Origin of the sequence: Desulfosarcina sp. BuS5 (assembly GCF_028752835.1) — a bacterium.
In the GTDB taxonomy this organism is placed as follows: Bacteria; Desulfobacterota; Desulfobacteria; order Desulfobacterales; family BuS5; genus BuS5.
Map to the genome: position 1 here is coordinate 3,304,581 of NZ_CP087952.1, position 13,611 is coordinate 3,318,191.

General features: G+C 40.3%; 12 protein-coding genes. 7 read left to right on the forward strand and 5 right to left on the reverse strand.

Going from position 1 to position 13,611, the window contains the following annotated elements:
- Window positions 1–63: 63 nt before the first annotated feature.
- The gene (locus BuS5_RS16070) at window positions 64–1,428 is read right to left on the reverse strand and encodes a DUF362 domain-containing protein (RefSeq protein WP_051374736.1); all 1,365 of its coding nucleotides are present in this window, start codon (window positions 1,426–1,428) and stop codon (window positions 64–66) included.
- A gap of 150 nt (window positions 1,429–1,578) precedes the next feature.
- On the opposite strand from BuS5_RS16070, the gene BuS5_RS16075 reads away from it, so the two are divergent.
- Complete coding sequence (locus tag BuS5_RS16075) at window positions 1,579–2,415, forward strand: flavodoxin family protein (protein ID WP_051374737.1); 837 nt, start codon at window positions 1,579–1,581, stop codon at window positions 2,413–2,415.
- A 17-nt stretch (window positions 2,416–2,432) separates the two neighbouring features.
- Here BuS5_RS16075 and BuS5_RS16080 read toward each other — a convergent pair whose 3' ends face one another.
- The 3 genes from BuS5_RS16080 to recJ all read right to left on the reverse strand — a co-directional run bounded on the left by BuS5_RS16080 (window position 2,433) and on the right by recJ (window position 5,665).
- Complete coding sequence (locus BuS5_RS16080) at window positions 2,433–3,431, reverse strand: ribonuclease Z (RefSeq protein WP_027353748.1); 999 nt, start codon at window positions 3,429–3,431, stop codon at window positions 2,433–2,435.
- Between the two features lie 2 nt (window positions 3,432–3,433).
- Complete coding sequence (locus BuS5_RS16085; protein WP_027353749.1) at window positions 3,434–3,853, reverse strand: hypothetical protein; 420 nt, start codon at window positions 3,851–3,853, stop codon at window positions 3,434–3,436.
- Window positions 3,854–3,937: 84 nt separating this feature from the next.
- Window positions 3,938–5,665, reverse strand: a complete 1,728-nt coding sequence (gene recJ / locus BuS5_RS16090) for a single-stranded-DNA-specific exonuclease RecJ (protein ID WP_027353750.1) — start codon at window positions 5,663–5,665, stop codon at window positions 3,938–3,940.
- 192 nt (window positions 5,666–5,857) lie between these two features.
- Between recJ and BuS5_RS16095 the strand changes: the two genes are divergently transcribed.
- From BuS5_RS16095 to BuS5_RS20585, 6 genes are all read left to right on the forward strand, one after another.
- Window positions 5,858–6,091 carry a DUF4911 domain-containing protein gene (locus tag BuS5_RS16095; RefSeq protein ID WP_027353751.1) on the forward strand — a complete coding sequence of 78 codons (234 nt, stop codon included), beginning with the start codon at window positions 5,858–5,860 and terminating at the stop codon, window positions 6,089–6,091.
- Window positions 6,092–6,118: 27 nt separating this feature from the next.
- Window positions 6,119–7,555, forward strand: a complete 1,437-nt coding sequence (gene miaB / locus BuS5_RS16100) for a tRNA (N6-isopentenyl adenosine(37)-C2)-methylthiotransferase MiaB (protein ID WP_035265254.1) — start codon at window positions 6,119–6,121, stop codon at window positions 7,553–7,555.
- Window positions 7,545–8,048: a bifunctional nuclease family protein gene (locus BuS5_RS16105; protein WP_027353752.1), complete on the forward strand. Its 504-nt coding sequence runs from the start codon at window positions 7,545–7,547 to the stop codon at window positions 8,046–8,048. Before miaB ends, BuS5_RS16105 begins: the two co-directional genes overlap by 11 nt.
- 30 nt (window positions 8,049–8,078) lie before the next feature.
- Window positions 8,079–8,714, forward strand: coding sequence for a histidinol phosphate phosphatase domain-containing protein (locus tag BuS5_RS16110; protein ID WP_027353753.1), 636 nt, complete (start codon window positions 8,079–8,081; stop codon window positions 8,712–8,714).
- 286 nt (window positions 8,715–9,000) lie between these two features.
- Window positions 9,001–9,525 (forward strand): O-acetyl-ADP-ribose deacetylase, encoded by a 525-nt coding sequence (locus BuS5_RS16115; protein ID WP_027353754.1) that lies wholly within the window; start codon window positions 9,001–9,003, stop codon window positions 9,523–9,525.
- A gap of 95 nt (window positions 9,526–9,620) precedes the next feature.
- Window positions 9,621–9,938 (forward strand): IscA/HesB family protein, encoded by a 318-nt coding sequence (locus BuS5_RS20585; RefSeq protein WP_198012238.1) that lies wholly within the window; start codon window positions 9,621–9,623, stop codon window positions 9,936–9,938.
- Between the two features lie 58 nt (window positions 9,939–9,996).
- On the opposite strand, the gene BuS5_RS16125 is transcribed toward BuS5_RS20585, so the two are convergent.
- A complete protein-coding gene (locus tag BuS5_RS16125) occupies window positions 9,997–13,164 on the reverse strand; it encodes a beta-phosphoglucomutase family hydrolase (RefSeq protein WP_027353756.1) in 3,168 nt (1,055 codons plus the stop codon).
- Window positions 13,165–13,611: the final 447 nt, after the last annotated feature.

Genomic DNA, 13,611 nt, shown 5'->3' on the forward strand with positions numbered 1-13,611 from the left:
TTGCTCAGGCTCGCAATAGCCCGCTATTACGAGCCTTCCCGCCTTGCTCTTGATGCCCATTGCTCACCGAAAAAAAGGCAATTTATAACCTTCCGAGGTATTTAATTTTTCGTCAGCCCGGTAAAATTTTTGAGAAAATTCGGTTTTTCCTTTGTAGCGTTTCATGAAAAGACCCGGAGTCATATCAAGATTTTCAAAAACAGCGGGATCGGCCTCAATGCCGGATTCTTTCAGCCCGGAAATAAGTTTATCGATTTTTGGCGGACAGCCGGGTACCAGGATTCGATTTTTTATATGCTTATTCTCTTTGTTTAATTTAACCTGGCATTGACCCAAAAGGATTGTATGATTCATCCCCGGAGTGGGACGGTGAATCTTTCCCGTTAAAACTTCAACATCATCAAAAGCTTTCCCATCCCATGTCTTTCCTATGGTCATCTGGATCGGACCCATCAATTCAGAGCAGTACGTGCAGATGCTATGATCATATCTGGGTAAAGAAAAACCCTTTACGCCGATTCTTTCCAAATTTAAGGGCAGAGTATCATCTTTATTATACGGGAAAGCCCACTTATGCGGTCTCACCATATTTTCCAGGGGCTCGCCGACAAGCTCAACAGATTCCGGTGACGGAAAAATATCGGCTTCTTTGCAGCACATTTTTATATGGGGTACTTCCGCGGGATTGAATCCTAACAGGGCCGCGCCAGTAATGTCGGCGGCAAGCAGATCGGAAGATGCCAGAATAATGTTACTTCTTCTGGCATTACCGGTATATGCAGGTCCCCGTTCCAGGGTGTAAATACCATCGATTATTGTGCATGCTTCAGGCAATGCCTTTACAAGACGTGAAACATGAAAATCGAGATCATTTATCATATCAGCAGAATGACAAAGCTTCCGGCTCTCCATGTCCAGACATCCCTTGATGTTTTTCATGCTGAGTGAGACCCTGGTTTGGGCATGGGTTTTAAGCACCGGCAGGCTGATAACAAAATCAGCATTTAGGAGATCTTCCGCCAGATTAAGACGGATACCACCTCCAAGATCAACCTGTCGGAAATTTTTATCAAAAACATTAATTATCTTTGCTCCATATTTCCGCGCTATTTTATTATAGCCCAGGGTTTCAAAAGCATGCTCGGGTGTTTCTCTATCTTTGGGATCAGAAGTGACAGTGCCTTCTCCTATGATAATCTCTCCAGGCTTTCTTTTTATAACCTGTCGCAGCACATCCTCCACAACTCTGGTTGTTGTGATAACACCCCAGGGCGGCATGGCAACACTGCGTGACCAGAAGACAATATTCGGTTTAATAAAAACCCTATCCCCCTTTTTCAGTTTGTCCAAAGCTCCGGAAAGAGCAATTGCTTTTCCCACAGATTCAACAGGCTTTTCGTACTTGACTATAGCTACTTTTGTTTTCATATTGTTTTTCTCCGAGACTCTTTGCTTGGGGCTACATAATTTGTAACTATAAAATAATTATTGGTCAAAATCAATATTCTAACCATTGAAAATTAAGCAGATTTCGTATATATGAATTTGATCCTTACCCTTAACCCATAGGCGGCTATAATGAAAAAAATTCTCGGCTTAACAGGTTCACCACGCAGGCTCGGCAATTGCGAAATCATGATTAAAGAGATCAGTCGACAGGTATCCGAACCGCATGAGTTGCAGCTTATACGTCTTCCTGAACTGGATATCCAGCCATGCAGAGGATGTTACAGATGCCTTTTTAAGGAGAAAAAATGTGTATTAAATGATGATTTTGATATGGTATTAAAATCTATCATCGAAGCTGATGCTTTGATTTTATCTGTACCGGCGTATTTTTTAGGAGCTAATGCCTCCCTAAAGCGATTGCTGGACAGGGGCCTGTCATTCTATGCCCACGTTGACAGTTTATGGGGCAAGCCTGCGGTGGCTGCAGGTATAGCCGGGATAAAAGGCAAAGAAGGTTATACCCTTCTTTGCATAAACAGTTTTTTGAAGCTTGTTCTGGCGGATAATAAATACAGCCGCATTATCTACGGGGCGCTGCCCGGAGAAATATTTTTCAGTGATGAGAATAAAAAAATCGCATCAGATATGGCGGCCTCCCTTTTTGGCGCCAGGCTGAAAAAAACAGGACCGAGTTGTCCTCTCTGCGGTGGAGATACTTTTCGGTTTCTTGGGGATAATATGGTCAGGTGTATGCTTTGCAGCAATAAAGGCGTTATTAATATTATTAACGACAAACCTGTCTTTGAAATTGCACGAGGGGAGCATGAGCTGTTTTTAAGCAAAAAAGATGTGATGGAGCACAAAAAATGGCTTAAGGGGATGAAAGACCGTTTTATCAAGGAAAAAAAGAGATTAAAGGAAATAAGTTTAGCATACCGTAATAAGGTGAATTGTTTTAATGCCTAATGCCTAATGCCTAATGCCTAAGAAACGGCAAACTCCTGATATGCAGCCTTGGCTTCATTGTACAAAAGGTTTATCTCTCCCTGGTATCGAGGCGAAAAATGAAACAGGGTTAACTTTTTTACATTCGCCATGCCGGCTATCATTCCGGCCTGGCGCGCTGTAAGGTGATATTTTTTTTTTGCAATATCCTGCAGGTTCTCAAGAAAAACCGCCTCTATAAAGAGATGATCCGCATTACCGGCAAGTTCAATTATTTTTCCCAGATTAGGTTTATTGAATCCCACATCTGTAATATATACTATTTTCTGGCCCGGGGTTATCCTGGCAATATTTTTTTTCAGTTTTTTTAATGAAATTTTTTTCCCTTCTGTATTTACTTCAATCTCCGAATTGGAATCTTTGGAAGTATACAATGCCTGTTTGAATTTCCTAAGCCAGGGACCGGTTTCAAGCCCTAGTTGCAGGACACGGTCTTTCATTATATTGACGTGAAATTGTTCATTGAGGGCTAAACCTATACATGGAATTTTATGATCAAGAATTTTTGCATGGACAAACAAGCCTGGTTCTTTAAGCAGTATCCCGTTAAATATTGATTTTTCCGCTTTTTTTTTGGGAATAAATCCATCCTTGCATCTATATTCCCTGGAAATAGTGTATTCGGCATGAACCTCGGTTACGATGAGATCCAATCCATTTTTATAATGATTAACAAGATTCCATGAGTAGCCGGCAAGTTTCCCTTCAACATTAAGAAAAAATCCTTTGGGGCCATAAATGTAAAGCCTCTTTTCCCGTCCCAGGCATAGGCGCAACAGTCTGTCGAAGCCGATAAAATGATCCATATGCGTGTGGGTAACAAACACATGGGTAATTTTAAGAATATCTTTTGCGGAAAGAGCGCTGATATCGCCTAAATCGAAAAGAATAGCTCTTTTTTCATATAAGAATGATATGAAAAGCCCGGGATCGTCAAAAGGCTTATTAATAAGCCTGGGGTGAAGGGCCGGTCTCATTGTCAGGGAAGGTATTTCTTTACCTGCTTGTTTATACTTAAGTATATATCTTCATCCGAACCGAATATATCAACAACATCTTTATGGTTTATAAGCTGCTCAATCACAAAAGCCGTTACATACAGGCTCACAACATGCGGCTGCGTCGCAATTTGTCTATATGGCGCGATAAAATAATCGATATCGAAATCTTCTGCTCGACTTAATTTGTCGAGGCACTTAACTATCTGTTCCTCAATCTTGTTTTTGTTTGTTGTTTCAACAAGCTTATCTTCTACAAGTTTCATGGCGATGGAATTTGAAAGAGGGTCTATACAGTCCTTTATTCCGGATACTGCCTTTTTTCGCGCATATTCTTTAGATGATTCTATCTTAGACAGGATGCTTGCTTCACGATTACTTGGCCTGAAATTTTTTGCCATTTAATACACCTTGAAATATTAATAAGTAATTACAACATATTTTTAGAGTAATAACTACTACCTTATATTAATGCAAGAAATATTTCACATCTCTTCTACAATTATTTGCATAGTCCTTGATCCGTTCCAGCGATTCCATTTGACATGAAATGCCATGCGATCATAACGGTTTTGCATTGGCTTGTTGATATCGACATTAAATTGAATAGCATTAATAAGCCTGTCAGTCTTTGATCCCTGTTGTTTTAAAAGCATGCTCCTGTGCCTGCCGCCTGCAATTTTTGATGAGGCCACTTTGATATTTCCGGCCATAAAAAGCGGCTCTCGATTTGCTGTTCCAAAGGGTTTTAATCTCTCTATATTATTGAGCAGGGCATTTGTAATATCGTCAAAATCAAGCTCATAATCTATGGAAATTACGGGTATTAAGTCTTCTTCTTTTGTAGTATTCAGCACAGTATCTTCAAAAATTTTATGAAATGCAGGTATATTTTCCGCTTTGATGCTTAATCCGGCAGCCATGGAGTGACCTCCAAAGCCTTCCAGGAGATCGGAACAGTTCTTTAAACCGGCATGAATATCATAACCTGGAATGCTCCTGCCTGATCCCTTGCCGATTCCGTTTGTGACAGCTATAAGCATGACCGGTTTGTGATATTTTTTTGCAAGTCTTGCAGCAACGATTCCGAGCACACCCGGATGCCATCCATTATCAGCTCTCTTGTCCGACAATATAAGAGCTTTCAGTTCGAGCATATGATGGTTTCTTTGAAGAAAATTATTAATCTCATCAAAAACCACCTGTTCTGTTTCCCGTCTTTTAAGATTCATATCAATCAGAGCCTTTGCGATTTTTCCGGCGGTACGGTTATCGTGTGTCAATAAAAGCTCCACAGCCTCTTTTGCATGAGCCATTCTTCCGGATGCATTCAATAACGGTGCGATCTTAAAAGCGATATCTTCTCCATCCAACGAAAAATCATTTATACCGCAAAGATGACACAAAGCCTTAATACCTGGTCTGCGGGTTGAATTGATAACTTCAATACCTGTTCTGGCCAGTATTCGATTTTCTTCCAAAAGGGGAACCATATCGGCTATGGTGCCGAGTGCTACAAGGTCACAGCTTTTTCTTAAATTCGGTTCAGGCTTTCCCTGCCAGAACTTCATGTTGCGCAGGTACTTTCTCAAGCTTATGATAAGGTAAAAAGCAACGCCTACACCTGCAAGATCATCCACCCCGGTAAGGCAATCTTTCTGTTTGGGATTTATCACTGCACATGCTTCAGGTATGCTGTTCGATATATTGTGATGATCAGTGATAATTACATCTATACCGGCTGCATTCGCTGTGTTAACAGCATCATGGCTGGTTGAACCACAATCCACCGTTATGATAAGATTTATATTGTCAGGTATTAAGGACTCGGAAATATGGGAAGGTTGAAGACTATAGCCTTCCTTGACTCTATGCGGGATATAGTAAGATACACTTGCTCCTGTATAACGTAAAAATTCAACAAGCATCGCAGTTGCTGTTATACCGTCAGTGTCAAAATCGCCAAATACAAGAATATTTTCATTATTGATAATAGCAGTATGGATTCTTCTTACCGCAGCATCCATATCTTTTAATAAAAAAGGTTTGCGAATGCTGCTTATTGGTGCATGAAAAAATGCGGATAGACTATTTTTTGATATAATATTACGGTTTGCGAGCAAAGCCGCCGTTATATAGTCACATTTTAATATTCTTTTAATATTTCGGACAGATTCAATATCCGGCTGCATGATATGCCATTTTTTTTCCATATAATGACGTATATAATATTAGACTTGATTGGACAACAGATAAGTACGATTTTGTTCAGAGGTTGCCATGGAACGATTTGCATAAAGGAGAGGCACGGGGACCTGCCCCAAATCCGTTATAATCAGGAGATTTTATTATTGAAAAATCATGGATAATGGTGCTATTGAAAAGATTATGCAGGCTTGTCGGACTTGAAAACAATAAAAAAATATTTTCGTATTGACCGCAGGGAGATCTGCTTCCTGAAGTTTATCATAGAGGCTTATGACGGGATAGCAGTATTGACTACCATAGACCCTGCCAAGGGGATTGTAGTGATAAATATTGCTCCAGGATGTGAAGAGGAAGTTGAAATGATTATTAAAGACCTTGAAAAAAACATTATGATTGAAGCAGTATCGAACCCGTTCCCTATAGGGAATTAATAATACCGGAGAGCCAGTTTCAAAATTATGAAAAACAAATATCTGCACATCATTACAATCGGCTGTCAAATGAATATATACGATTCCGAGCAGATGGCCATACGATTAAAAGCGTTAGGTTATAATCTGATTCCATTTTCCGAACGTGCCGATTTAATTATTGTCAATACATGTGCCATCAGAGAAAAGGCGGAACAGAAAGTTTTCTCGCTTTTAGGACGTCTGGCAAGGTTGAAAAAAAAAAATCCGGGTCTTATTCTTGGCGTTGGTGGTTGTGTAGCACAGCAGGAGGGTAAAAAGCTCCTTCAACGCGTTCCCTGTCTGGATCTGGTTTTCGGCACCCATGCCGCAGGGCGTCTGCCTGAACTGGTAGAGCGGATTGAACAGCAGGGATGCAGGATAGTCGACATCGGTATGTCAGATCAAAAAAATTCTCTTGAATCGGTTCTCCAGTATGATCAGAATATAAATATTTCCAAGTTTGTGACTATTATGCAGGGGTGTGAAAATTTTTGCACGTACTGTGTGGTGCCCTATGTGCGTGGGAAGGAGCTTAGCCGGAAGCCGGAGGCAATTATTAGGGAAATAAAAGCACTGGTTAAATCCGGCGCCGGAGAGATCACATTACTAGGCCAGAATGTAAACAGCTATGGGAAAAAAGAGGGTATCAGCACATTTCCCGAATTGTTAGCCTCCATAAATCGAATTGAGGGATTAAAGCGTATCAGGTTCACCACATCACATCCCAAGGACCTTTCCGATGAGCTGATTGAATGTTTTGCAAATCTTGACAAATTATGCAAACATATTCATCTCCCGGTGCAGTCAGGATCAAATAGAATTTTACGAAGGATGAACAGGAAATATACCAGGGAGGAATATTTGGAAAAAATTGAGAAATTGCGGGAAATTTGCCCTGATATTGCCGTATCAACAGATTTAATCGCCGGGTTTCCGGGTGAATCAAAGTCTGATTTTGAAGATACGCTTGAACTGATGAAACAGGTGGAATATGATAGCATCTTTGCGTTTAAATATTCTGATCGTCCCAATGCAAAGGCGGCCGGATTTAGCGATAAAATTTCTGAAAATGAAAAGCGTACGCGGTTACAAAGGATCCTGAAACTTCAGGAAGGTTTTACCGCCCAAAAAAACAGTTCACTGGTAGGGTTAATTCAACCTGTTCTTGTGGAAGGTTTAAGTAAAAAACAGGATATGGATAACCAATATGATTCAAACAACAATCTCCAGTGGACCGGGCGTACATCAACAAATAAAATTGTGAATTTTTTCCATGATAATGATCGGAAAATTTCTGACGGCTCAATGTCTGATCGAATCTATGAAGGTAAACTTGTTGACGTCAAAATAAAAAAAGCATTATTACATTCTCTTAAGGGTAAGCTTGTCGTTCCGGAGCCTCGATTATCTGATAAGAAAGGAGACAATAGTTATGTTGCATAAAGTACAAATTGCAGGCATGACCATCGATCCGGCATCAAACACACCGATTATTATTTTAAAATCCCAGGAAAGTGACCATATGATCCCTATCTGGATCGGTTTGTTTGAAGCCTCATCCATAGCCTCTATCCTGCAAAATATAAATTTTGAACGACCAATGACCCACGATCTTTTCAAAAATCTTCTGGACCGGCTCAATATTTCAATTTCAAAGATAGAGATATGCGATCTTGAGGAAAACACCTATTTTGCCAAAATCTATTTTACCGGCCTGGAGAGTTCATTCTGCATGGATGCCAGGCCAAGTGATGCCATAGCAATTGCTTTACGCTTTAAGGCTTCGATTTTTGTAGATGAGAAGGTGATTGAAAAATCTGCAATAACCGCCGGCTCGGATCCGGCCGAGATTTTGGATAAGAGTGAAGAAGGAAAAAAATGGGCTGATTATCTGGAGAACCTTTCCCCGGAAGATTTTGGGAAATACAAGGTTTAAAACAATAAGACCATAAATAGTGAGATTCTAATGATAGATCTGCACATGCATTCAATTTTCAGCGACGGTGTCCTGATACCGGCGGAGCTGGTAAGACGCGCTGAATTTAAAGGACTGAAAATAGTTGGGATTACGGATCATGGCGACACGTCCAATATTGATTTTATAATTCCAAGAATAGCGGCACTAGCTGATGAGTTGAACAGGGTTGTTAAGATAAAAGTAATACCAGGCATTGAAATTACGCATGTGCCCCCGGTTCTTATTTTTAATACTGTACAAAAGGCGCGTTCCCTTGGCGCTGAAATAATTATAGTGCATGGAGAAACCATAGCCGAACCCGTAGCTCCGGGAACCAATAATGCTGCGCTTGAAGCGGACATTGATGTACTGGCTCATCCCGGACTTATTACAGGGGAAGAGGTTGTTAAGGCTAAGGAAAAAGGAATCCTGCTGGAAATATCTGCCAGAAAAGGGCATTCTCTAACCAATGGCCATGTTGCAAAACTTGCAAAAAGCATCGGCGCCGGACTTGTAATTAATTCCGATGCACATGAGCCTGGAGACCTTATAAATCAAAAAGAGGCTGCCAGGATAGTGCGCGGCGCCGGTTTGACAGAAAAAGATTTTGAAATTATGCAAAAAAATGCCGCAAATTTGTTTTAACCGGCAACTTTTATGATTGCAGATCAAACAAACCTAAATCTATGCATTTAATTAGCGCCTTAACGAAAAGCTGAAATTGCCATATTTCCGGTAGATTAAGGATGTTTTCCAATAGCTTTTAGCTGTTAGCTTTTAAAATCACACAGATAGTTCCTTGAGCCAATAGCTAACGGCTAAATGCTAACAGCTTTTCGAAAATCTTCGTTTCTTGAATAATGTTTAAATATCTGAAATGGTATCTATTTTTAGTTTTCGTTCAGGCATTAATTAGCGAGGAATATTTATTATGAATAAAGAGATACTCGATAGAATAGAAATAATGCAGGGTGATATTACTATTCTTGAGGTTGACGCCATAGTCAATGCGGCAAACAATACTCTTCTGGGCGGCGGCGGTGTGGATGGCGCCATACATAGAGCAGCAGGGCCGGAGCTCTTGGATTATTGCAGGGGTCTGGGAGGATGCTCCACAGGTGAGGCGGTAATTACACCAGGCTTTAAGCTTAAAGCCGGGTATGTTATTCATACTGTCGGCCCTGTATACAGCGGGAAAAAGGAAGATCCCATACTGCTTGCTCTTTGTTACCATAACTGCCTTAAACTTGCCCTGAAAAATAATGTTAAATCTATTGCTTTTCCTGCAATAAGCTGTGGCGTCTACGGATATCCTGCTAAAGATGCCTGCAGAGTTGCCGTTGATACAACCTGTGCTTTTCTGAAAGAGGAGTTCTCTATCAAACAGGTTATTTTTATTCAGTTTTCTTTAGATAATTACAAAACATACAAAGATTATATTTCTAAACTGATTTAATGTTTTTGTTTGGATTGACAAATTCAATGCCAGTGACTAATTTGGATATGAAGAGAATTAAACATTAAAAATACTTTTTTTATGAGGAGAAAATTATGCTTGAAGTTACTGAGGCAGCGACAAGTGAGCTGACCGAATTTTTTAAAGGAAAAGAGGTTAAACCGATCAGGATATTTTTAAATGAGGGTGGTTGAGGAGGTCCTTCCTTAGCGATGGCTCTGGATGAGCCAAAAGATACCGATCATGTGTATGATATTGACAATTTTAAATATGTTGTTGATAAAAAATTTATGGAGAAAGCAAAGCCGATAATGGTAGATTTTATGCAGATGGGTTTTAAACTTACTTCCGGTCTAAAGATTGAAGCCGGCGCAGGATGCTCCGGGTGCGGTTCAACAAGTTCATGCTGCTAAGGATATAGGGGCACGATACATCAGTGCCCCTACTTTTTCGTCCATATACTTAATCTATTTATTTTTTTGTTTTGATATTTTTTTTCTTTCCTGATCGAAGCACCACCTGCTGTCCGTTTACTGTAATAGTAACATCGGGTTTACCTTTTGCTTCAACCATTACAGAGAGATTCTTTTCTGTAAATTCAAAATTATACCAGATTTTTTTGTCACATATCCTGAACGCCAGGCTATACCAGTGTTCCGGAAGATGGGGATTAATAACCGGATTACTGCCCGAAAAATCTATTCCTGCGAAATATCGTATAATAACATCCAGTGTGCCGGCCATGACGCCGGTGTGGATTCCCTCAATAGTAGTGCCGCCCTGGGTATCGTAAATATCACTTTTGACAGCCTCCAGGAACCAGTCCCAGGCCGTCGCGCCTGAATGGATGTAGCTGGATACAACCGCGTGTACAACCTTGCTGAGGGTCGAGCCGTGACTGGTTCTTTTTTCATAAAAATCATAGTTCTTTTTCAGCAAATCTAATGGATCGTCTATTTTATAACCAAGCCGGTTCAGAATGTTTCCAACTTCCTCCGGCGAAAGGATATAAAACATCATCAAGACGTCTGCCTGTTTGGCGAGTTTATAGTCGTCCGGGCTCTTCCCTTCAGCTTTCAGAATACGGTCCAGACGATGTATGTCGCCATATTTTTTACGGTATTTATCCCAATCCAGCTCTTCAAGATCCATGTATCCATCAAACTGGCTGATTATGCTGTTACTATCCACAATAACATTCATTTTTTTGGTCATTTCACGCCATTTATCCGTTTCACTGATATCAAAGCCAATTTTTTCGGATAGTTTTTTAAGTCTCTTTTCACCAAGCTCATTAAACAGATCAAGGGCTTTGTCTAAAAGCCATACAACCATAATATTGGTGTAGGCATTATCCTGAATGCCAGGTTCATCTGTCCCGGGAAGTCTTTCATGGAATTCATCAGGCCCCATCACGCCTTTAATATGATATTTTCCGGTTGTATCATCAAAATTTGCGATACTGGCCCAGAATCTGGCTATTTCAAGCATGATTTCAGCACCGTAATCGGCGGAAAACTTTATATCGCCGGTGCTTTTAATATACAACCAGACATTATAAAATACAGCAATCGAAACATGCCTCTGGCGCAAGCTTAAATCCGGGCCCCAAGAATCGTCTTTGGGGTTATAATGTACTATCTGGGTTTCTTCGGTTCCGTCATCAGCAGTTTGCCATGGGTACATTGCTCCCTTATATCCGTTATCCTTTGCATATTTTCGGGCGGCATCAAGCCGCTTGTAGCGATACATAAGCAATGCTTTGCTGATTTCAGGGAAACAGCGATTATAAAATGGAAGTATATAAATCTCATCCCAGAATATATGCCCTCTGTAGGCCTCTCCATTAAGGCCGCGCGCTGTGATCCCGGCATCTATATTTTTATTATGCGGAGATGCCGTGACAAGCAGATGATAAATGTGCAGTCTGGCTGTTTGTTGTACTAACCTGTCTCCCTTTATGATTATGTCTGACTGCTTCCAGAGCCTTTTCCATGCCCTGGAATGGGGAGTATAAACTTCATGGAATGTTTTGTAAGCCGCAACAGCTTCGGAAGCGGTTTTTTTTAAATTTGTAATATCCTTGTCCAGGGAAGTATAAATGCTGACAATTTTTGACAGGGAATAAGTTGTGCCTTCATCTGCAGATAGTTCAATTTTTTCTCCGATCAAACCTTTTTTTTGATAAAGGGTTTTTGTAAACGGTAGCGGCTTTCCGTTTACATTTACACCTGTTCTGGCATTCATAATTATCTGGTATTTTGAACTGTTGGTCTGAACATGAAGAAAGATTCCGTTTCTTGTCTTGCCCTGTGCTATGGGAGAGAGGTGCTTTGATTTCAAGTCTCGGTATCTGGCAACGCCATCATTTATCACAGTTCCGTCCAGTGAGGATCTTATTGTGATTTTTTCTGAATAATTTAATGGGGTCAAGTTATATTCTATGGCGGCAAGGTGCGGTTCCTCCATGCTTGCAATCCGTTTTGTTCTGATTTTTGTAAGCCTTCCGAGTTTGTCCCTGCATATTATCGACCGCATCATTACGCCGTCCTGGACGCACAAGGTCTGTTTATAATCAATAAGTTCCATCTCAAGCGGATTCTTGAAATCCTGGGTGCCTATCTTGAATTCTATCAGGATCCAGTTCGGGCAATTGACAAAGTCGTTATTATAAATATTTTTACCCTGAATTTTTGTCGAAAGCTTATTGTATATGCCGGCGATATAAGTTCCTGGATAATGTATTTCGGAAGCTTGCGCGCCTTCAAAACAGCCTCTTGAGCCGAAATATCCGTTGCCCACCGTTGTAAGGGTTTCTCTTAATTTCTCATTCTCTTTGTCAAAAAAATTATAGTTCAGGTTCCAGCCGTCAGCCTGAATACCGATTTCAAACCAGTCGATTATATCGTTAACGCTGATATCACCAAGATCCTGTACTACAATATCTGCCCCGTTCTGGTTGAGTACCGATCCGTCAATATCCCTTGCCACCCCCAGGGTCAAACCGAAGTTACCGTTTCTTCCGGCCTGTACTCCGGAAATGGCATCTTCCACCACCATACATTCTCCTGGTTTTAGGCCGATATTTTTTGCAGCTACAACAAAAATGTCAGGATCCGGCTTACCTTTCAAACCTAGTTCCAGCGACACTTCCCCATCAACACGAGTATCAAAAAGATCTTCAATCCCCGCCAGTTGAAGAATAATCTGGCAGTTTCTGCTTGAGGAGGCTACTCCTACCTTGATTCCCCTTCTTTTAAGCTTTTTTATCAATTTAATTGAAGTTTCATACAAATCCGGCCCCTCACGGCGAAGTACATCCTGGAAATCAATATTTTTTTTATTACCCATTCCGCAAATCGTTTCTGTGTCAGGAGAATCATCAATTTCCCCATAAGGAACCTCAATATTCCTTGACTCTAAAAAACTCTGCACGCCTTTTGGCCTTGGTTTTCCGTCTACATATTCTATATAATCCCTTTCTTTATCAAAAGGCACAAACGGCTTCTTGTCTCTTTCCGCAATCTGCTTGAGAAAAAGATTAAACATGCTTTCCCAGGCCAAAGCATGTACGCGCGCTGTTCCGGTGATAACACCATCCAGATCAAAAATTGCACCTTTGAATTTTTTTGAAGCCATATTTATTCCCCTAATATATACTTGAGTTTTCGAAAAATAGTTCTTTGATAAATAGAGTTTTGGTACTTTTATTGTGTCATTCTGCTCGATCCAATTGTTCGTCAACTGCTTTTTCTATAATAATTAGTTGCTTGCGTTTTCTAAATTTTACTGTAATCACTTGGAAGATACAGAAATATTAATTTAACAAACAAAAATCATGCCAAACCCATAGGGACTGTAGAATTTATTTTTCAAAAACTCAAATATATAATATAATATGAGATATAATCTCAGAACATTCCTGCCTGCTTTCAGTACTTGCAAGTTGTAGGCAAGTTGGGTTTATTTTAGGGCCAGCTTTGAGGATTCTTCTCAATATTGGATAAAATCATTGGATGGTTGTAAAAGTGGCGACTTTTTTCTTGATTATAATGCTTGGCTATTGGAAATCTATATATGGATTCC